Source organism: Chelativorans intermedius (genome assembly GCF_025398255.1).
In the GTDB taxonomy this organism is placed as follows: Bacteria; Pseudomonadota; Alphaproteobacteria; order Rhizobiales; family Rhizobiaceae; genus Chelativorans; species Chelativorans intermedius.
Genome location: NZ_JAODNW010000019.1, coordinates 66,020 through 85,851, shown reverse-complemented (window position 1 = coordinate 85,851; position 19,832 = coordinate 66,020). Strand labels below are relative to the sequence as shown.

The 19,832-nt window shown below is 66.5% G+C and carries 15 protein-coding genes; 10 read left to right on the top strand and 5 right to left on the bottom strand.

The window, feature by feature from the left end:
• Nucleotides 1-106 precede the first annotated feature (106 nt).
• Nucleotides 107-1,930, top strand: coding sequence for a glutamine--fructose-6-phosphate transaminase (isomerizing) (gene glmS, locus NYR58_RS14300; protein ID WP_261521618.1), 1,824 nt, complete (start codon nucleotides 107-109; stop codon nucleotides 1,928-1,930).
• 145 nt (nucleotides 1,931-2,075) lie between these two features.
• Nucleotides 2,076-2,774, top strand: a complete 699-nt coding sequence (locus NYR58_RS14295; RefSeq protein WP_261521670.1) for a DUF502 domain-containing protein — start codon at nucleotides 2,076-2,078, stop codon at nucleotides 2,772-2,774.
• On the opposite strand, the gene recG is transcribed toward NYR58_RS14295, so the two are convergent.
• On the bottom strand, nucleotides 2,726-4,834 hold the full coding sequence (gene recG / locus NYR58_RS14290) for an ATP-dependent DNA helicase RecG (RefSeq protein WP_261521617.1): 2,109 nt from the start codon (nucleotides 4,832-4,834) through the stop codon (nucleotides 2,726-2,728). The two genes, NYR58_RS14295 and recG, sit on opposite strands and share 49 nt — an antisense overlap.
• Before the next feature lie 90 nt (nucleotides 4,835-4,924).
• Between recG and NYR58_RS14285 the strand changes: the two genes are divergently transcribed.
• A complete protein-coding gene (locus tag NYR58_RS14285) occupies nucleotides 4,925-5,209 on the top strand; it encodes an FAD assembly factor SdhE (RefSeq protein WP_261521615.1) in 285 nt (94 codons plus the stop codon).
• An 11-nt stretch (nucleotides 5,210-5,220) separates the two neighbouring features.
• A complete protein-coding gene (gene mfd, locus NYR58_RS14280) occupies nucleotides 5,221-8,727 on the top strand; it encodes a transcription-repair coupling factor (protein ID WP_261521614.1) in 3,507 nt (1,168 codons plus the stop codon).
• 312 nt (nucleotides 8,728-9,039) lie between these two features.
• Here mfd and NYR58_RS14275 read toward each other — a convergent pair whose 3' ends face one another.
• Together NYR58_RS14275 and NYR58_RS14270 are read right to left on the bottom strand one after the other, a co-directional pair.
• The gene (locus NYR58_RS14275; protein ID WP_261521613.1) at nucleotides 9,040-9,726 is read right to left on the bottom strand and encodes a DsbA family oxidoreductase; all 687 of its coding nucleotides are present in this window, start codon (nucleotides 9,724-9,726) and stop codon (nucleotides 9,040-9,042) included.
• An 11-nt stretch (nucleotides 9,727-9,737) separates the two neighbouring features.
• Nucleotides 9,738-11,573, bottom strand: coding sequence for an extracellular solute-binding protein (locus tag NYR58_RS14270; RefSeq protein ID WP_378074619.1), 1,836 nt, complete (start codon nucleotides 11,571-11,573; stop codon nucleotides 9,738-9,740).
• A gap of 256 nt (nucleotides 11,574-11,829) precedes the next feature.
• Here NYR58_RS14270 and NYR58_RS14265 point away from each other — a divergent pair, with 256 nt between their 5' ends.
• The gene (locus NYR58_RS14265) at nucleotides 11,830-12,456 is read left to right on the top strand and encodes an invasion associated locus B family protein (protein ID WP_261521612.1); all 627 of its coding nucleotides are present in this window, start codon (nucleotides 11,830-11,832) and stop codon (nucleotides 12,454-12,456) included.
• A gap of 54 nt (nucleotides 12,457-12,510) precedes the next feature.
• On the opposite strand, the gene hspQ is transcribed toward NYR58_RS14265, so the two are convergent.
• Complete coding sequence (gene hspQ / locus NYR58_RS14260; RefSeq protein WP_261521611.1) at nucleotides 12,511-12,843, bottom strand: heat shock protein HspQ; 333 nt, start codon at nucleotides 12,841-12,843, stop codon at nucleotides 12,511-12,513.
• 122 nt (nucleotides 12,844-12,965) lie between these two features.
• On the opposite strand from hspQ, the gene NYR58_RS14255 reads away from it, so the two are divergent.
• Nucleotides 12,966-13,928 (top strand): AEC family transporter, encoded by a 963-nt coding sequence (locus NYR58_RS14255; RefSeq protein ID WP_261521610.1) that lies wholly within the window; start codon nucleotides 12,966-12,968, stop codon nucleotides 13,926-13,928.
• A 6-nt stretch (nucleotides 13,929-13,934) separates the two neighbouring features.
• On the opposite strand, the gene NYR58_RS14250 is transcribed toward NYR58_RS14255, so the two are convergent.
• The gene (locus tag NYR58_RS14250) at nucleotides 13,935-15,140 is read right to left on the bottom strand and encodes a UbiH/UbiF family hydroxylase (RefSeq protein ID WP_261521609.1); all 1,206 of its coding nucleotides are present in this window, start codon (nucleotides 15,138-15,140) and stop codon (nucleotides 13,935-13,937) included.
• A gap of 241 nt (nucleotides 15,141-15,381) precedes the next feature.
• Between NYR58_RS14250 and pcsA the strand changes: the two genes are divergently transcribed.
• From pcsA to NYR58_RS14230, 4 genes are all read left to right on the top strand, one after another.
• Nucleotides 15,382-16,101 (top strand): phosphatidylcholine synthase, encoded by a 720-nt coding sequence (gene pcsA / locus NYR58_RS14245; RefSeq protein ID WP_261521608.1) that lies wholly within the window; start codon nucleotides 15,382-15,384, stop codon nucleotides 16,099-16,101.
• Between the two features lie 119 nt (nucleotides 16,102-16,220).
• Entirely contained in the window at nucleotides 16,221-17,801 is a 1,581-nt protein-coding gene (locus NYR58_RS14240; protein ID WP_378074620.1) for an ABC transporter ATP-binding protein, read from the top strand.
• The gene (locus tag NYR58_RS14235; protein WP_261521605.1) at nucleotides 17,801-18,904 is read left to right on the top strand and encodes an ABC transporter permease; all 1,104 of its coding nucleotides are present in this window, start codon (nucleotides 17,801-17,803) and stop codon (nucleotides 18,902-18,904) included. Before NYR58_RS14240 ends, NYR58_RS14235 begins: the two co-directional genes overlap by 1 nt.
• A complete protein-coding gene (locus NYR58_RS14230; RefSeq protein WP_261521603.1) occupies nucleotides 18,897-19,811 on the top strand; it encodes an ABC transporter permease in 915 nt (304 codons plus the stop codon). The genes NYR58_RS14235 and NYR58_RS14230 overlap by 8 nt, the downstream gene beginning before the upstream one ends.
• Nucleotides 19,812-19,832: the final 21 nt, after the last annotated feature.

Here is a 19,832-nt window from a genome sequence, read left to right as displayed (position 1 = left end):
GACAGGCGCGAAACCATAATTGTATTTGGTGCGGGCGCCGCGCACCATAAAAGTGTAGGCAGGAATCCGAAACAGCCGGCACGGACAGCAAGGCAGCGGGGACATCATGTGTGGGATAGTTGGCATTGTCGGGCGCACGCCGGTCGCGCCCCTCATCGTCGATGCTCTGAAGCGGCTCGAATATCGCGGCTATGATTCGGCCGGTGTGGCCACGGTCGAAAACGGGCAGCTTGATCGCCGGCGTGCCGAAGGCAAGCTCGTCAACCTTGAGGAGCGGCTGCGCTCCCAGCCACTCGGCGGCTTCGTCGGCATCGGCCATACCCGCTGGGCCACCCATGGCGTTCCCAACGAGACCAACGCGCACCCGCATTTTTCGCAGGATGTCGCCGTTGTCCACAACGGCATCATCGAGAACTTCGCCGAGCTGCGCGAAGAGCTCTCGGCGGAAGGCTTCGTCTTTGCCTCCCAGACCGATACGGAAGTGGTGGCGCATCTGGTGGCGCGAGAGCTGCGGCGCGGCTTGCGCCCGCAGGATGCCGCATTTGCCGCGTTGCGGCGTCTGCAGGGCGCCTTTGCGCTCGCCATCCTGTTCCGCGGCGATGAAGATCTGATCATCGGTGCGCGCAACGGGCCGCCGCTGGCCGTTGGCCACGGCAATGGCGAGATGTATCTGGGGTCGGACGCCATTGCCCTGGCGCCGTTTACCGATTCCATCACCTATCTGGACGATGGCGACTGGGTGGCGGTACGCCGTTCGGGCGTCGAGATCTTCGACATGGAAGGTCGGCGCGTGGAGCGCCAGCGCCAGCAGTCGGTGGGCACCAGCCTGCTGGTCGACAAGGGCAATCACCGCCATTTCATGGAGAAGGAGATCCATGAGCAGCCGGAGGTGATCGCTCACACCCTGGCGCACTATCTGGATTTCGCGAGCGGCGGGGTGAAGAATTTCGAGACGCCGTTCGACTTCGCGGCGATCGACCGGCTTGCCGTCTCGGCCTGCGGCACGGCCTATCTCGCGGGGCTCATCGGCAAGTACTGGTTCGAGCGCTACGCCCGCCTTCCGGTGGACATCGACATCGCCTCGGAGTTCCGCTACCGCGAGATGCCGCTTTCGCAGAAAAGTGCCGCGTTGTTCGTCTCGCAGTCCGGCGAGACGGCGGACACGCTGGCCTCGCTGCGCTACTGCCGCAGCGCCGGCATCCCGATTGCCTCCATCGTCAATGTGCGCGACTCCACCATGGCGCGGGAGAGCGATGGCATCTTCCCCACGCTTGCGGGGCCGGAGATCGGCGTGGCCTCCACCAAGGCATTCACCTGCCAGCTTTCCATCTTCGCCGCGCTTGCCGTGCGCGCCGGGCTGGAGCGGGGCACGCTCTCTCGGGAGCAGGCGGCCGACTTCGTGCGTGCGCTTTCGGAGGCGCCGCGCTATGCCGCCCAGGCGCTGAAGCTCGAAGGGCGGATCGAGAAGGTGGCGCGGGCGCTTTCGCAGGTGCGCCACGTGCTCTATCTCGGCCGCGACACCAGCTATCCGCTGGCGCTCGAAGGGGCACTCAAGCTCAAGGAGATCTCCTACATCCACGCGGAAGGCTATGCGGCGGGCGAGCTCAAGCACGGGCCCATCGCGCTCATCGACGAGCAGATGCCGGTCGTCGTCATTGCCCCGCAGGACCGCGTCTTCGACAAGACGGTTTCCAACATGCAGGAGGTGTCCGCGCGCGGCGGGCGCATCGTGCTCATCACGGACGAGGAGGGGGCGGCACGTGCCTCTCTAGACTGCTTCGAGACCATCGTCATGCCGAAGATGCCGGAGCTTCTGGCCCCCATCGTCTATGCGCTGCCCGTGCAGATGCTCGCCTATCACACGGCGGTGGTGATGGGCACGGATGTGGACCAGCCGCGCAATCTCGCCAAGTCGGTGACGGTGGAGTAGGGCGCCCGGCGTCGTCCTGGCCGGGCGGCGGCGAAAGTCGCGCCGCCGCGTTGGTTTCATCTGGACGAAAACCGTTCGGCTCGCTAGTCTCCGCCCGAACTGAACATCCTTTCCAGTCAGCAGACACCCGAGGTCCTGCCCGGTGATGACCCGCCTGCGCAATTATTTCCTGACGGGCTTCATCGTCACGGCGCCGTTGGCGATCACCGCCTATCTCGCCTGGTCCTTCGTGGGCTGGGTGGATTCGTGGGTGAAACCCTACATTCCCGCCCGCTACAACCCGGACAATTATCTGCCCTTCGCCGTGCCGGGATTCGGGCTCATCGTGGCGCTGGTGCTCATCACGCTGATCGGCTTTCTGACGGCCAACATCATCGGCCGCACCATCATTTCCTATGGCGAGTATCTGCTTGGCCGCATGCCGCTGGTGCGCAGCATCTACCGGGCGCTGAAGCAGATCCTCGAAACGGTGCTGGCGGAGCGCTCCGACACCTTCAAGAAGGTGGGCCTCATCGAATATCCGCGCAGGGGCCTGTGGGCGCTGGTCTTCATCGCTACGGAGGCGCGCGGCGAGGTGCGCCACGTGACCAATGGAGACGACAATCCCGCCATTGCCGTCTTCCTGCCGACCACTCCCAACCCCACCTCCGGCTATCTCCTCTATGTGCCGAAGGAGGAGATCATCGAGTTGGAAATGTCGATCGAGGATGCGGCAAAGCTCGTGGTCTCGGCTGGCCTTGTCACGCCGGAGTACAAGGCCGCGACCCAGGCCCTGGCGGAGGAGGCGCTGGCCGCTCAGCCGGCGCGCAACAGCCGAACCGCCTCGTCCTTGCCGAACATGTAGAGAAGCACGCGCAGCGCCCTTCCGCGCTCGCTGTCAAGCTCGGGATCCCGCGTCAGGATGAGCCGTGCGTCGTCGCGCGCGGTGGCAAGAAGGTCGGCGTGAAACTCGAGCCGCGCCACCAGGAACCCGGGAGAGCCGGACTGGCGCGTGCCCAGAAGGTCGCCCTCGCCACGCAGCCGCAGATCCTCCTCGGCGATCAGAAATCCGTCCTCCGTCTCGCGCAGGATCGCAAGCCTGCGTTTCGCCGTCTCGCCGATCGGCGGCTTGTAGAGAAGCACGCAGGACGACGCGCGCTCGCCGCGCCCCACGCGACCGCGCAACTGGTGAAGCTGTGCCAGGCCGAAACGCTCCGCATGCTCGATGACGATGATGGTGGCGTCTGGCACGTCCACACCCACCTCCACCACCGTGGTGCCGACGAGGATGCGCGTCTTCCCCTCCTTGAAGGCGCGCATGGCCTCGTCCTTCTCGCGGGCGCCCATGCGGCCGTGGACGAGACCGACCTTGGCTCCGAACACCTTGGCAAGGGTCGCGAAGCGGTCTTCCGCGGAGGTGAGTTCCATCGCTTCCGATTCCTCGACCAGAGGGCAGATCCAGTAGACCTTTTGGCCTTCCGCCACCGCCTTCACGAGCCTTGCCACCAGCTCATCGAGGCGTTCCGCCGGCATGGTGACGGTGCGGATCGGCTTGCGCCCGGCAGGCTTTTCGGTGAGGCGCGAGACGTCCATGTCGCCGAATGCCGAAAGCACCAGGGTGCGCGGAATGGGCGTGGCGGTCATCACCAGCATGTCCGGCGCATCTCCCTTGGCGCTGATGGCCAGGCGCTGGTGCACGCCGAAACGGTGCTGCTCGTCGATGACCGTCAGCACCAGATCGCGGAAGCGCACCTTTTCCTGAAACAGGGCATGCGTGCCGACAACGAAGGCGATCTCGCCCGCGGCAATGGCTGCGAGCACCGCCTGGCGCTCGCGGCCTTTCTCTCGGCCGGTCAGGATTGCCGCCTTCAGCCCCGCTGCTTCGGCAAGCGGCTGGATCGTCGCCAGGTGCTGGCGGGCCAGCAGCTCCGTTGGCGCCATCAGCGCCGATTGGCCGCCGGCCTCCGCCGCCCGCGCCATGGCCAGAAGCGCCACCACGGTCTTGCCCGCGCCCACGTCTCCCTGCAAAAGGCGCAGCATGCGCTTCTCGCCGGCCAGATCGGCATGGATGTCGGCCACCGCCTGCTGCTGCGACGGCGTGAGCCGATAGGGTAGCGCGGCCTTGATGCGCTCGGTAATCCTGCCGTCTCCCACGAGCGGCCGCCCGGCAAGGCGGCGCGCGCGCGCCCGCACCAGGGCAAGCGAGAGCTGGCTTGCCAGGCACTCGTCATAGGCCAGGCGCCGCCATGCCGCGCCCTCCGGCGAAATGTCGGATATGCCCTGCGGGTTGTGCAGCGTGTTGAGAGCGGCCGCGAAGGAGGGCAGACCGAGTCGCGCTTGCAGGCCCGCATCGTGCCACTCTGGAAGCGCCGGCAGGCGGGCGAGCGCCCCGGCGATGGCGCGGCGCAGGACCTTTGCCGAAAGCCCCGCCGTCAGCGGATAGACCGGTTCAAGCGACGGCAGCGCCGCGGCCTCGTCCGCCGGCAGGATGTGGTCCGGGTGGACCATGGAGGGACGGCTGTTGAACCATTCCATGCGGCCGGAGACCACCACAGCGCCACCCACGGGAAGGAGGCGCTCCAGATAGGCCTGATGCGCGTGGAAGAAGGTGAGGGCGATTTCTCCTGTCTCGTCGAAGGCGTAGACGCGATAGGGCACGTTCTTCCTGCCGCCTGGCGGCGGCTGGTGCCGGTCGACGGTGAGCGACAGGGTGACGATAGCGCCGTGCGGCGCGCCCGCAACGCCCGGCCGGTTGGTCCGGTCGATGAGAGCATGCGGAAGCACGAACAGAAGATCGCCCACGCGCAGGGGGCGGGAGGCAAGATCGGCCGGAACGACATTGGCGATCAGGCGGGCGAGCTTGTCGCCGATGCCGTCGAGGCTCGTGGCCGGTGCAAAGAGGGGATCGAGGATCGAGGGGCGCATGAATGTCAGCTTATGGAACAAAAGCCCCCGCGCAAGGCTGACAGCGCCGTTGTCACACGCTATATGCGCCTCGCAGAAGGACAAGACGCCATGACCGGAACCACCCGTTCGAGCGCCGATCTCGAGCCGCGCAGACGCCGCGCCCTGGTGCGCGCCTGGCGGCGCGGCATGCGCGAGATGGACCTCGTGCTGGGCGGATTTGCCGACCGCCACATCGCCACGCTGTCGCAGGAAGAGCTGGCGCAGTTCGAGGCGCTTCTGGAGGTGCCCGACTCCACGCTTCTGCCCTGGGTGACGGGCCGCGCGCCGGTGGCGCCCGCCCATGACACCGCGCTTTTTGCCCGACTGCGCGCTTTCTGCGAAACGCCGAGCTGACCCGACAAGCCATGACCGACCTGATCGACCCCATCGGCCTTTCCCGCGGCCGCACCGGCGCGGTGACCGTGGACGGCATTGCAGACGGCTTTGAGCCCTTCGCGCTGGCGCGCATCAGCGCCGAAATCGCGCCGCAGGGACCGCTGGTCTTCGTGCTGCGCGACGGACAGCGCCTGCCGCTGGTGGCCGAAGCATTGCGATTTGCCGCGCCTGGACTGCCGCTTCTGGAATTGCCCGCCTGGGATTGCCTGCCCTATGACCGCGTCTCGCCCGGCGCGGATGCGGCCGCGCGGCGGCTCGATGCGATGGCGGCCATGGCGGCACTGAAGCAAAGGCCGCACCGGGCCATCGTGCTGGTAAGCGCCAATGCGCTGCTGCAGCGCATGCCGCCCGCCGACCAGATCGCCGCGCAGAGCTTTCGCGCCAGACCGGGAAACCAGGTGGACATGGAGGCGCTGGCCAAGCGCCTGGAGAACGCCGGCTTCGAGCGGGTCCCCACCGTGCGCGACGTCGGCCAGTTTGCGGTGCGCGGTGGCATTCTCGATCTCCTCGCACCCGGCTGGGAGGAGGCGCTGAGGCTCGACTTCTTCGGTGACACGCTGGAGTCCATCCGCGCCTTTGACGTCGCTTCGCAGCGCACCACCGGCCAGCGTGCCGAGGTGGTTCTGCAGGCGATGAGCGAGGTGACGCTGACGCCGGAAACCATCTCGCGCTTCCGCCGCAACTATATCGAAGCCTTCGGCGCGCCGTCGCGCGATGATGCGCTCTATGCAGCGGTCTCCGAAGGACGGCGCTTTTCCGGCATGGAACACTGGCTGCCGCTTTTCCACGAACGGCTGGAAACCCTGTTCGACTATCTGCCCGACGCGCCGGTGGTCTTCGACCACCTGGCCAAGGAGGCGCTCGGCGAACGCCATGCGCTGATCGTCGACCACTACGAGGCCCGACTGCGGCAGGCCGAGGGGCAGGGGCTCGGCGCCGCCGTTCCCTACAAGCCCGTGGAGCCTGCGCGCCTCTATCTGGAGCCGGAAGAGGCGGTGCGGCTGGCGGAGGCGCGCGGCCTTGTCCGCCTCACGCCATTCGACACGCCGCAGGAGGGCGCCGGTCCCGTGCTGCACGGCGGCGCCCATGCCGGGCGCAACTTTGCCGAGGAGAGGGCCGATCCGAACGCCAATGTCTTCGACCACGCCGTGAAGCACATCGGCGCCCTGCGCGCTGCCGGCAAGCGGGTGATGATCGCCGGCTGGAGCGAGGGCTCGGCCGAGCGCCTCGGCCAGATCCTCGCCGAGCATGGGCTCGGCAATGTGGTGCGCGTCGACAGCCTTGCCGCAATTGAAGGGCTGGCCAGTGGCCAGGCGGGGCTTGGCGTTCTGCCGCTGGAGGCGGGATTCGAGACAAAGCGCCTTGCCATCGTCGCCGAGCAGGACATTCTGGGCGACCGGCTGGTGCGCCGCTCGGCACGGCGGAAGAAGGCAGCCGATTTCATCTCCGAGGTCAATGCGCTGTCGGCCGGCGACATCGTCGTCCACGCCGATCACGGCATCGGCCGCTTCGTGGGCCTCAGAACCATCGAGGCCGCCGGCGCGCCGCATGAGTGCCTGGAACTGCGCTATGCCGGCGACGACCGGCTGTTCCTGCCGGTGGAGAACATCGAGCTTCTGTCGCGCTATGGCTCGGATTCGGCGGAGGCCGTGCTGGACAAGCTGGGCGGCGTCGCCTGGCAGTCGCGCAAGGCAAAGCTCAAGAAGCGCCTTCTGGAAATGGCGGGTCAGCTTATCCAGATCGCCGCGGAGCGGCAGATGCGCCCGGCCGCCAAGCTGGCGCCGCCCGACGGGCTTTATGGAGAGTTTGCGGCACGTTTTCCCTATGACGAGACGGAGGATCAGCAATCGGCCATCGAGGCGGTGCTGGAAGACCTCTCGTCCGGCCGTCCGATGGACCGGCTGGTGTGTGGCGACGTCGGCTTCGGCAAGACCGAGGTGGCGCTGCGTGCTGCCTTCGTCGCGGCGATGGAAGGCTTCCAGGTTGCCGTGGTGGTGCCGACGACCCTGCTTGCCCGCCAGCACTTCAAGACCTTCAGCCAGCGTTTCGCGGGTCTTCCCGTTCGGGTGCGCCAGGCGTCGCGGCTGGTGGGCGCCAGGGAGCTCAGCGAAACCAAGAAGGGGCTGGCCGACGGCACGGTGGACATCGTGGTGGGCACCCATGCGCTGTTGGGCGCATCCGTGCACTTCAAGAATCTCGGCCTTCTTATCATCGACGAGGAGCAGCATTTCGGCGTCAAGCACAAGGAGCGGCTGAAGGAGCTGAAGTCCGACGTGCATGTGCTGACGCTTTCGGCCACGCCCATCCCGCGCACGCTGCAATTGGCCATGAGCGGGGTGCGCGAGCTTTCGTTGATCGCCACGCCGCCCGTGGACCGCATGGCCGTCCGCACCTTCATCTCGCCTTTCGATCCGCTGGTGATCCGCGAGACGCTGCTGCGCGAACGCTATCGCGGCGGCCAGAGCTTCTACGTCGTGCCGCGCATCGCCGACCTTGCCGAGGTGCGCGACTTTCTGGCCAGCCAGGTACCGGAACTGAAGGTGGCGACCGCCCATGGGCAGCTTGCGCCTGGCGAGCTGGACGACATCATGAATGCCTTCTACGACGGGCAGTACGACGTCCTGCTTTCCACGACCATCGTCGAGTCCGGCCTCGACATTCCCACGGCCAACACCCTGATCGTGCATCGCGCCGACATGTTCGGCCTGGCGCAGCTCTACCAGCTCCGCGGCCGGGTGGGCCGCTCCAAGGTGCGCGCCTATGCGCTGTTCACCCTGCCGGCCAACAGGAAGCTCACCGCTACGGCCGAACGGCGGCTGAAGGTGTTGCAGTCGCTCGACACGCTGGGCGCCGGCTTCCAGCTTGCCAGCCATGACTTGGATATCCGCGGCGCCGGCAACCTTCTGGGCGAGGAGCAGTCGGGCCACATCAAGGAAGTGGGCTACGAGCTCTACCAGCAGATGCTGGAGGAGGCCGTGGCGGAAATGCGCGGCACGGGCGAGGTGGCCGACACCGGCTGGTCGCCGCAGATCACGGTGGGCACGGCGGTGATGATCCCCGAAAGCTACGTGCCGGATCTGCAGCTTCGACTGGGGCTTTACCGGCGGCTGGGCGAACTGCACACGCCGGAGGAGATCGATGCCTTCGGCGCCGAGCTGATCGACCGCTTCGGCCCGCTGCCGGAGGAAGTCCAGCACCTGTTGAAGATCGTCTTCATCAAGGCGCTGTGCCGCAGGGCGAACGTGGAAAAGCTCGACGCAGGCCCCAAGGGCGTGGTCATCGCCTTCCGCAATCAGACCTTCGCCAACCCGGCAGCATTGGTGCGCTTCATCGGCGAACAGGGCTCGCTCGCCAAAATTCGCCCTGACCACAGCGTGGTGTTCATCCGCGACTGGCCGAACGCCGAAAAGCGCCTCGCCGGTGCCGCCACCATCATGACGCAACTCGTACGGCTGGTGGAAAAGCAGGCCGCCTGATCGTTGGCCCGCCCGTGCGTCTTCGTTTTTGCGCCTCGGCTCCAGGCCGGGTCTTGTCAAAGCCCCGGAAAACGGGGCGGGTTGTCCATGCCTTCTCTATTGATCTGCGGCGCATCCAATGGTCTCCGCCATGGCTCCGGGTGTTCGTCGCTCGGAAAGCCAAGCGGTGCGGGTGCGGATGAAAAGGGGGATGGCGCGAACAGAGAATAGGGAAGAGTGAGTAGAGGCAATGGGTTGGCGGGGGAGGGAGATTCGGGGGGTGTTGAATCTGTCCCCCCGCGGGCCGTATGAACCGTTGTGGCGGCGGTAGCCCTATTCCTGGGTCTCGTCGTCCAGGGCGCCCGCAGCCTTCGCCGCCGCGACCTTGCCGATGGCCTCCGCCAGAGCCTCGGGCGGCTGTGCGCCCATCAGCGCATAGCGGCCTTCGAGCAGAAAACAGGGAACGCCTGTGATGCCCATGCGGTGGGCCGTGGCAATCTCCGCCTCGACCTCGGCGCGGTCGGCTCCGGTGGGCAGCAGCGTCTCCGCCAGGGCCGCATCCATGCCCGCCGCACGCGCAGCATCGAGCAGGACCTCGCCTCTGCCGATATCGGCGCCTTCCTCGAAATAGAGCTGGAACAGCCGCCGCACGAGGCGGGCCTGTATGCCCGGCCCGGCACTCGCCGCCCAGCGGATGAGGCGGTGTGCATCGAGCGTATTTGGCGACACCTTGATTGCCTCGAAATTGAAGGTGATGCCGGCCGCCTCGCCCATCTCGCGCAGGCGCCGGTGCATGGCCTCGATGCGCGCCGGGTCGCCGAACTTGTCCAGAAGGTATGTCTGCCGGTCGCGCCCCTCGGGCGGGATGGATGCATCGAGCTGGTAGGGACGCCAGCGAATGACGGCTTCGATACCTTCCATGAGGCCGAGCGCGGCAGCAAGATGGCGCTCGCCCACATAGCACCACGGGCACACGACGTCGGAGACGACGTCGATATGGATGGTTTCCCCTTCGGGCATGGTCTTTCCGCCTATTCCGGCTTTCGCCACCAGCTATAAAGGTCGAAACCGTTGTTGGGCGCAATCTCTGGGTGCTCCAGATAGTTCCAGTAGGCGATCCACTTGCTGTTGTCGTGCTGCATGGGCACCATGTAGGCGCCGGAGATCAGCAGCCGGTCGAGCGCCCGCACCGCGGCGACGTAGGTCTCCTTGTCGCGCGCCTTGAGCATCGCCTCGATCATCGCATCGACCGCCGGGTCGGCAACGCCTGCGAGGTTGAAGGAGCCTTCCGCATTGGCCGAGGAGGAGCCCCAGCGACCGACCTGCTCGCTGCCCGGCGACAGCGAGCCGGAAAAGCCGACCGACGAGATCAGCATGTCGAACTCGAAGGTCTGCTTGCGCTGCTGCATCTGCGAGTCGTCGAGAAGGCGCAGCGACACCTCGATACCCAGACGCCGCAGCGCGCGCTGGAAGACCGCGGCGAAGCGCTCCTGTTCGGCGGAGGTGATGAGAATCTCGAAGGAGAAGGGCCGGCCCTGGGCATCCACAAGCCGCCCATCCTGCAGCCGGTAGCCCGCCTGCTGCAGCAGGTCGAGCGCCTCGCGCATGGTCTGCCGGTCGATCTTCCTGTCCGAATCGGCATCCTCGCCATAGGTGCCGTCCATCACCGAGGGCAGCACCTTGTCCGCATAGGGCGCCAGAAGCTCTCTCTCCTTGGGTCCCGCCGGCCGGCCGAGCGCCGACAGCTCCGAGCCCTGCCAGTAGCTGAGCGTGCGGTGATAGCGCCCGTCGAAGATGTTCGCGTTGATCCAGCCGAAATCGTAGAGCATCGACAGCGCCTGCCGCACGCGCGGATCGGCGAATTTCTCGCGCCGGGTGTTGAAGACGAAGCCGGTGACGACGGGCGGGATCTTCGTTTCGAAGGACTCGACGATGACCTTGCCGTCGCGGGCGGCGGGAAAGTCGAAGTCGCGCTCGATGCGGCTCGGCTCCAACCCGGTATAGATGGCCCCCGCATAGGCCGAGCACAGGCCCTTCTTGAACGCCTCGAACTGGGCGTTGCCGTTCAGGAAATAGTCGATGGTGATGCGGCCGTAATTGGCGAAGCCGCGCATGGAGGGGATGTTTTCGCCCCAGTAGTCGGGGTTGCGGCGAAAGACGATCCGCTCGCCCGGACGGACCGTCTCGATGGTGTACGGGCCGCTGCCCACCAGCGGCTTCAGCGTCGCCTGATCGAAGGTCTCTGGGTCGAAGGCATGGGCCGGGATGACGGGCGTCATGGCAACGATGAGCGGAAATTCCCGGTCGGCCTTGTCGTTGAAGGTGAAGCGCACGCTGTGCGGTCCCGTCTTCTCGATCCTGTCGATCCGGTTCATGCGTGTGGAGTAGGGCGGGCGGGCCTTCTGCGCGAAGGTTTCGTAGGTGAAGATGACATCCTCCGGGGTGACCGGCTTGCCGTCCGACCACCTGGCGTCGGGGTTGAGGTGGAACTCGGCATAGGTGCGCTCGGCGTCCATCTCCACGCTCTCGGCAAGCAGCCCGTAGAGCGAGAAGGGCTCGGTATCGCTGCGCCGCATCAGCGACTCGAAGACGAGATTGCCGAAGATGGTGTCGATGATGCCGCGCGCGGTGGTGCGCATGCTCTTGAGAATGAAGGGGTTGAGGTTGTCGAAGGAGCCGACCACGCAATAGGTGATCTCGCCGCCCTTCGGGGCATCCGGGTTGGCATGGGGGAAATGGGTGAAATCGGCCGGCAGGGCCGGCTCGCCATTCATGGCAATGCCGTGGGCCGGCGCCTCCTCGGCCTGCGCTGCCCCGCAAAGCAGGAGGGCGGCCAGGAGCACTGGAGTGGAAACGGTGCGGAACATGGTCTGACCTCCATGCGGGATCGAATCGGCTCGGGTGTTACGGCCGCGCATCCTCTCCCCGCGTGGCCGGTTTGTCCACGCCGGCGGGCAGGATTTTGAACGGCGAATTGCGGCCCGTTGGCGGCGAGGCACTGGATTCGCCGGCGCAGGCGTTGTAACAGGCGCCAGGGGCCTTGCTGTCGCCGCATTCGGCCACCAGTTACGGCAGTTGGTTCAGCCGCACGGTTTTTGTGAGATCAAGAGGAACGGGGAAACGATGATGAGCCTGAAAGCGAGAGCGAGCCGCCTGGCGGGAGCTTTCCTCGGTGCGCTCGGCGTGGCCGCCATCGGCTATGGCAGTACCGCACACGCGCAGCAGGAGCCGCCTCAGGGCTGGTTCAAAGCCTGCACCAAGCAGGAGGATGTGGACGTCTGCAACGTGCAGTTCCTTCTGCGCGCCAATACGGGGCAGCTTCTCACCAGCGTGAACCTGATCGAGATCGAGGGCAAGGTGAACCGGCGCGTGCTGCAGATCGCCGTTCCCACCGGCCGCCTCATTCCGCCGGGCATCGGCCTGCAGGTGGATGGCGGCAATACCCAGAAGATCGACTACGCCATCTGCGTGCCTGATCGCTGCGTGGCCGAGGCGCAGCTCACCGATGCGCTCATCAGCTCCTTCAAGCGCGGTTCGGAGCTGACCCTCACTTCCGTCAACTTCCAGAACCAGCCCAACCCCGTGAAGGTGACGCTGCAGGGCTTCACCGACGCCTATGACGGCGAGCCGCTGCAGCAGAGCGACCTCGACGAGCGGCAGAAGAAGCTGGAGGAATTTGTCAGCAAGAACAACGAGGAGTTCGTCGAGAAGCTGAAGGCCGCCCAGGAGCGGGCGAAGCAGGCCCAGTAACGCCAGCCACGGACCGCGACAGGGCCTCATCGGGCCCTGTTTTCGTTTGCGGCCTCAATGATGCTGGCGCATGCGCGGCTGGTAGCGCCCGTCCGGCGTTTCGATGAAAAACTCGGAAAGCTGCGGATGGCGCACGGGTTCGCCCGACTCGTCCTCCAGGAGGTTCTGCTCCGAGACGTAGGCGACATATTCCGTCTCCTCGTTCTCGGCGAGGAGGTGATAGAAGGGCTGGTTCTTGGCGGGCCGCACCTCCGGCGGAATGGCCTGATACCACTCTTCCGTGTTGGCGAACTCCGGGTCGACGTCGAAAATAACGCCCCGGAAGGGGAACAGACGGTGGCGGACGACCTGCCCGATCGCAAATTTCGCGGTCTTGATGTTCTGCATTTTCTTCAACCTTTGCCCTTATGTGGCGCAGCTTGGAGCACAATTCAATCCCGCCGTGCGGTCGAGGGGCGGGCGGGGCGGCCCGGCAGGAGCCGGGATATTGAAGGGGAAAGGGGGATCCGATGGCGGATGTCGCCGGCCTGGTGCTGCCGTTCTTCGGCCTGATCTTCATCGGCTTTGCCGCCGCGAGGCTGGTGCGCCAGCCGCTGGAGGCGCTCGGCTGGATGAACATCTTCGTCATCTATGTGGCGCTGCCGGCGCTGTTCTTCCAGCTCGTGGCCAAGACGCCGGTGGAGCGGCTGGCCGAGTGGCGCTATGTGGCCGGCGTCGTGGCCACCACCTATCTGGTCTTCGCCCTCATGTTCGCCGGCTCGATGATGGGGCGCGGCGCCACCATCGCCGAAAGCACGGTCAAGGGGCTTGCCGCCTGCTATGGCAATATCGGCTACATGGGGCCGGGGTTGGTGCTGCTTGCCTTCGGGCCGGAGGCGGCGGTGCCCGTGGCGCTCATCTTCTCCTTCGAGAACGTGGTGCACTTCGCCGTGGCGCCCACGATGATGGCGATTGCCGGCGGCGACCGGCAGAGCGCGGCGCGTCTGGCCGCCGGCGTGGCCCGCAGCATCGTGCTTCACCCGTTCATCCTCGCCACGGGGGCGGGCGTGGCGGCTGCCTTCTTCGACCTGCAGCCGCCGGCGCCGGTGGAGCGGCTGCTCGACTATCTGGCGGGGGCGGCGGCCCCCTGCGCGCTATTCGCCATGGGCGTGACGCTGGCCTTGCGGCCGGTCAGGCGCGTGCCGCGGGAGATGGGCGCCATCGTCCTGCTGAAGCTGATCCTGCATCCGCTGCTGTGCTATTTCGTGCTCAGCCTGATCGGCGACTTTCCCGACACATGGCTTTATACGGCGGTGCTGATGGCGGCGCTGCCGACGGCCACCAATGTCTTCGTCATCGCCCAGCACTACGGCGTGTGGGTGGAGCGCGCCTCGGCGAGCGTGCTGATCGCCACGGCACTTTCGGTGTTCACCGTCACCGGCCTGCTTTATGCGATCGTCAATGGCTACGTGCCGGCCGACCTGTTTCCCTGACCGTTCTCACGCGCGAAGCCGCGCCGGCAGGAGCGCGGAGAAGCCGCTGCCGGGGCGCATCCCCTCGCGCATGAAGAAGCCGCGCAAGAAGGGCACATGGCCGAGAAGGCCGAGCCCGGCGCTGCGGGCAAGCTGCGCCGGGAGCAGCGCGGAGAGAAGCGACGCATTCACCAGATTGACCGCGGTCGAGCGTGCCAGGATATCCGGTCGGCGGACGAGATCGTAGCGGGCAAGGGCCGAAGCGGCGCCGGGATCGTCCGCATGGGCGCGCACAATGGCGGCGAGGTCCGCGACATCGCGCAGGCCCAGATTGAGCCCCTGCGCGGTGATCGGCGGGAAGACATGGGCGGCCTCGCCGACGAGGGCGATGCGCTGGGCAGCAAAGCGGGCAGGCAGCGCGGACGAGAGGGGATACACCTGAACGCCGGGCTCCACCGCAACCCTGCCGAGGAAGGAATGCTGACGCTCTTCCAGCCGCCGGGACAGGGCATCGGCGTCGAGCGAGGCGAGAGCTTCCGCCGCGCCCGGCCGTGTCACCCAGACGAGGCTGGAGCGCATGCCGCCGGGCAGCGGCACCTGGGTGCACGGACCGTCTTCGGTATGGAACTCGGTGGAAGTAAAGCCGTGATGGCGCGCATGCGAGAAGTTGAGCACCAGAGCGCTTTGCGGCAGACGGCGCGTGCGCACCGAGATGCCGGCGGCCGCCCGCGCCGGCGAATGGCGCCCGTCGGCCGCCACGGCGAGTGCAGCCCTTATGGACGAGCCATCGGCAAGCCTCGCCGAGACGCTGTCCGCCCCGGGCTGCCACGCCTCCACCATCTGCTCGCGCCAGGAGATGCGCGGCTCGGCCAGCACCGCTTCGGCCAGCACGGTATTGAGATGGGCGTTGGGGATGTTGAAGCCGAACGCCTCTTCGCCGATCTCGGCGGCGCGGAAGGTGACGGTGGGGCTGCGCACCAGCCTTTCCGTGGCGTCGACGATGCGCATGGCGGCGAGAGGTGCCGCCTGCGCCGCGAGCGCCTCCTCCACGCCCAGCGTCTTCAGAAAGGCCATGGCCGGCAGCATCAGCGCGGTGGTGCGCCGGTCCTCGCGGGCTGGCGGCGGGCCGGCGAGCAGGACCTCGCAGCCCCCAGCGGCAAGCGCCAGCGCGGCGGCAAGCCCCGCCGGCCCCGTGCCGGCCACCAGAATTCTCGCCCTGTGCCTGTCGCTCACCGGCCGTCTCCCCGAAACGCAACGATGAGCACATATAGGCAGCGGCGCAGGCGCGATCAACGCAGGCGGGGCGCGGCATGTTTTCCACATGCGCTTTGCCGGCATCGAAAGCATCATGATGAGCAGCCGCGCCGTCCGTGCTAATCATGGCCGGCGGCGCGTCGGGCGCCGGAGCGAGGCAGTGGATGAGCGCAAGACGTTTGAAGATCCGACGGCGGGCGGGATGCAAGGGCGACCAGCCATGAAGAAGAAGGTAACGGCGCCGCAGGCAAAGGCCTTCTCCGTCCACCTGCTGACCGCCTCGGGATCCTTTCTGGCCTTCCTTTCGCTGGTGGCGGCGAGCGAGCAGCGCTGGACGGCGATGTTCTGGTGGCTGGGGCTGGCGCTTCTGGTCGACGGCATCGACGGGCCGATCGCCCGCAAGCTGGAGGTCAAGGAGGTGCTGCCCACCTGGTCCGGCGACATGCTGGACAACATCATCGACTATGTGACCTACGTGCTCATCCCGGCCTTCGCGCTCTATCAGAGCGGCTTCATGGGCGCCGGGCTCTCGTTTCTCTCCGCCGCCATCATCGTGGTCTCGAGCGCCATCTACTATGCCGATACGGGCATCAAGACGTCGGAAAACTTCTTCAAGGGCTTTCCCGTCGTCTGGAACATGCTCGTCTTTACCCTGTTCGTCATCGGAACCGGGGAGTATCTTTCCTTCGCGGTGGTCGTGGTCTCGGCGGTGCTGACCTTCCTGCCCATCCACTTCCTGCACCCGGTACGGGTGAAAAGGCTGAGGCCCATCAACCTTTCCATCTTCCTGGCATGGTGCGCCTTCGGCGTCGTCGCGCTCCTGCAGGACCTGCAGGCGAGCCTCCTCGTCAAGGTGGGGATCGGTGCAACCGCGATCTATCTCTATGCAATTGGCGGGGTGATGCAGGCCCTGCCGCAACTGGGCAGGACAAGAGGCTGACCGTTTTTCCTGACCGCGAGAAAAACTTGAAGCAGTTTCAAGCCGTGTGCCCTATTTGCAATGCAATCCTGCGCGCCTACGATGGCTGCAAGGGAACGACAAAGAAAAAACACCGCTGAATGGGAGGTGTTGTGCCGACGACACTTGAGAACCGGGCCTCGGCGCTGCTCGAGGTCCGTGGCCTGACGAAGCTTTTCGGCACGCTGAAGGCGTGCGACGGCATCGACCTGACCATCGGGCGCGGCGAGATTCATGCCCTTCTGGGGGAGAACGGGGCAGGAAAGTCCACCTTCGTGAAGATGCTGTTCGGCGCATTGGAGCCGGCGGCCGGCACCATCCGCTGGAAAGGCGAAGAGGTTTCGATCACCAGTCCCGGCGAGGCGCGCCGGCTGGGCATCGGCATGGTGTTTCAGCACTTCTCGTTGTTCGACGCGCTGACGGCGGCCGAAAACATCATGCTTTCGCTCGACGATTCGGCACCGCCCGGCGCGGTGGCGGCGCGCGCCCGCGAGCTTTCTCAAGCCTACGGCCTCCCGCTCGACCCGCATGCCCATGTGGGCGACCTCTCGGTGGGCGAGCGCCAGCGCATCGAGATTATCCGCACCCTCCTGCAGAACCCCGATCTCGTCATCCTGGACGAGCCGACCTCGGTGCTCACGCCGCAGGAGGCGGACAGGCTCTTCAAGACCCTGGAGACGCTGAAGGCGGAGGGCCGTTCCATCCTCTACATCTCCCACCGGCTGGAAGAGGTGAAACGCATTTGCGACAAGGCCACGGTGCTGCGCCAGGGCAGGGTGGTGGCGCACTGCGACCCCGGCCAGGAGACCGCCGCCTCGCTGGCGCGCATGATGGTGGGCGACGAGGTGCAGCCGGTGGTGCGCGAAAAGCCGGGTCCGGCGGGGGAAACGCTTCTCGAGGTGCGGGGCCTGAGCCGCAAGGCCGCCCATCCCTTTGCCGTGACGTTGCACGATATTTCGCTGGCCGTGCAGGCGGGGGAGGTGCTGGGCATTGCCGGGGTGGCCGGCAACGGTCAGAGCGAGTTCTTCGAGGCGGTCTCCGGCGAGGTGTTGCAGGAACGAGCCGACACGGTGCGCATCCGGGGCCGGGACGCCGGCAGGCTGGACATTTCCGGCCGGCGGCTGATGGGCGCCGCCTTTGTGCCGGAGGAGCGGCTGGGCCATGCCGCCGCGCCGGCGATGACGCTTTCGCAGAACCTGCTCCTTTCGCGCTACCGAACGGATGCGCGCGCCTTTCTCTCACGCTTCGGCTTCATCCGCACGCCGGCGCTCGCCGCCGCCGCCCGGCGCATCGTTGCGGCCATGGATGTGCGCAAGAGCGGCGAAGACCCGGAAGCGAACGCGCTTTCGGGCGGCAACCTGCAGAAATTCGTGATCGGCCGCGAGCTCGACCGCGCGCCCATGGTGATGGTCGTCAACCAGCCAACATGGGGCGTCGATGCGGGGGCTGCGGCACGCATCCGCCAAGCGCTCATCGACCTGGCCAAGGCAGGCTCGGCGGTTCTGGTCATCAGCCAGGATCTCGACGAGCTTTTCGAGATTTGCGACGCCATCGCGGTGATGCATCACGGGCGGCTTTCCGCGCCCATGCCCATCGCCCAGGCGACCTATGAGAAAGTGGGCCTGCTGATGGGCGGCGCTGCACCGGAAGCGGCGAGCGAGCCCGTGCTGGAGGCGGTGTGATGCGCATCGAGCTCGTCAAGCGGCCGCAGCAATCCGCGCTTTTCAGCATCCTCTCGCCCTTCCTCGCCCTGGCGCTTACGCTCGCCGCCGGTGCCGTGATGTTCTTCCTTCTGGGCAAGAACCCGGTTACCGCGCTCTATTATTTCTTCGTCGATCCGCTGCTGGAGGTCTGGTCGCTGCACGAGCTGGCCGTCAAGGCCGCACCCCTGATCCTGATCGCGGTGGGGCTTTCGGTCTGCTTTCTCTCCAAGAACTGGAACATCGGCGCGGAGGGCCAGTTCATCATCGGCGCGGTGGCGGGCTCCATCCTGCCCGTGGTCTTTCCCGGCCTGCAGTCATGGATCGTGCTTCCGTTGATGCTGCTGATGGGCATCGCAGGCGGCGCAGCCTACGCCGCCATACCGGCGGTGCTGAAGGCGCGCTTCAACACCAACGAGATCCTGACCAGCCTGATGCTGGTCTACGTGGCCCAGCTCTTTCTCGACTGGCTGGTGCGCGGCCCGTGGCGAAACCCGGAGGGCTTCAACTTTCCCGAGACGCGCAACTTCCACGCCTATGCGGTACTGCCCGAGATCCTGCCGGCCTCGGGCCGGGCGCATTGGGGCTTCGTCTTCGCGATGGTGGCTGCGCTGGTGCTTTGGTTCGTGCTCTCGCGCACGCTGAAGGGCTTCGAGGTGAAGGTGATCGGGCAGAGCCCGCGGGCCGGCCGTTTCGCCGGATTTTCGAGCGGGCGCATGGTGATTTTCGCCTTCCTGGTCTCCGGCGCCCTTGCCGGACTTGCAGGCATCTCGGAAGTTTCCGGCGCCATCGGCCAGCTACGCCCGTCGATCTCGCCGGGCTATGGCTTCACGGCGATCATCGTCGCCTTTCTCGGCCGGCTCAATCCGCTGGGCATCATCGCTGCCGGCCTGGTGCTGGCTCTGTCCTATCTGGGCGGCGAGGCGGCGCAGATTTCCATCGGCGTGTCGGACAAGGTCGCACGCGCTTTCCAGGGCATGCTGCTGTTTTTCGTGCTGGCCTGCGACACGCTCATCCACTACCGCATCCGCCTCGTCCGCACCGCGCGGATGGACGCAAAGGGGGCGCAGGCCGGCCATGCTTGAATCGGTTCTCATCACCATCGCCACCGCCGCCACGCCACTTCTCATCGCCGCCGTGGGCGAGCTGGTGGTCGAGCGCTCCGGCGTGCTCAACCTGGGCGTGGAAGGCATGATGATCATGGGGGCCATCACCGGCTTCGCCGTGGCGATCGTGACCGGCTCGGCATGGATTGGCGTTCTGGGCGCCATCCTGGTCGGGGCGGCGTTTGCGCTGCTGTTCGGCTTCCTGACCCTTTCCCTGGTCACCAATCAGGTGGCCACCGGCCTGGCGCTGACACTCTTCGGGCTGGGGCTTTCCGGCATGATCGGCGAGGGGTTTGTCGGCCGGCCCGGCGTGAAGCTCGGCCAGGTGGACATCCCGTTCCTCTCCGACCTGCCGCATGTCGGCCGGCTGCTGTTCGGCCAGGACCCCTTGTTCTACGTTTCGCTGCTGCTGACGGCGGGCGTTGCCTACTTCCTTTTTTCCACGCGCGCCGGGCTGACGCTGCGCGCCGTGGGTGACAACCACGATTCGGCGCACGCGCAGGGAATCAACGTGGTGGCCGTGCGCTACCTCGCGGTGATGTTCGGGGGTGCCTGCGCGGGGCTGGCCGGCGCCTATCTCTCGCTCGTCTACACGCCGCAATGGGTGGAGAACATGACGGCAGGGCGCGGCTGGATCGCGCTGGCGCTGGTGGTCTTCGCCTCCTGGCGCCCGTGGCGGGTGCTGGCCGGCGCCTATCTGTTCGGCGGCGTCACCATCGGCCAGCTTCACGCCCAGGCGCTCGGGGTGGCCATCCCCTCGCAGCTTCTTTCGGCGCTGCCCTATCTGGCAACGATCGCCGTTCTTGTCATAATCTCGCGCAACCGGAGACTGACCATGATGAACACGCCGGCATCGCTGGGGCGCCCATTCGTGCCGGAGCGATAGAAGACGGGAAGGCGCCACAGG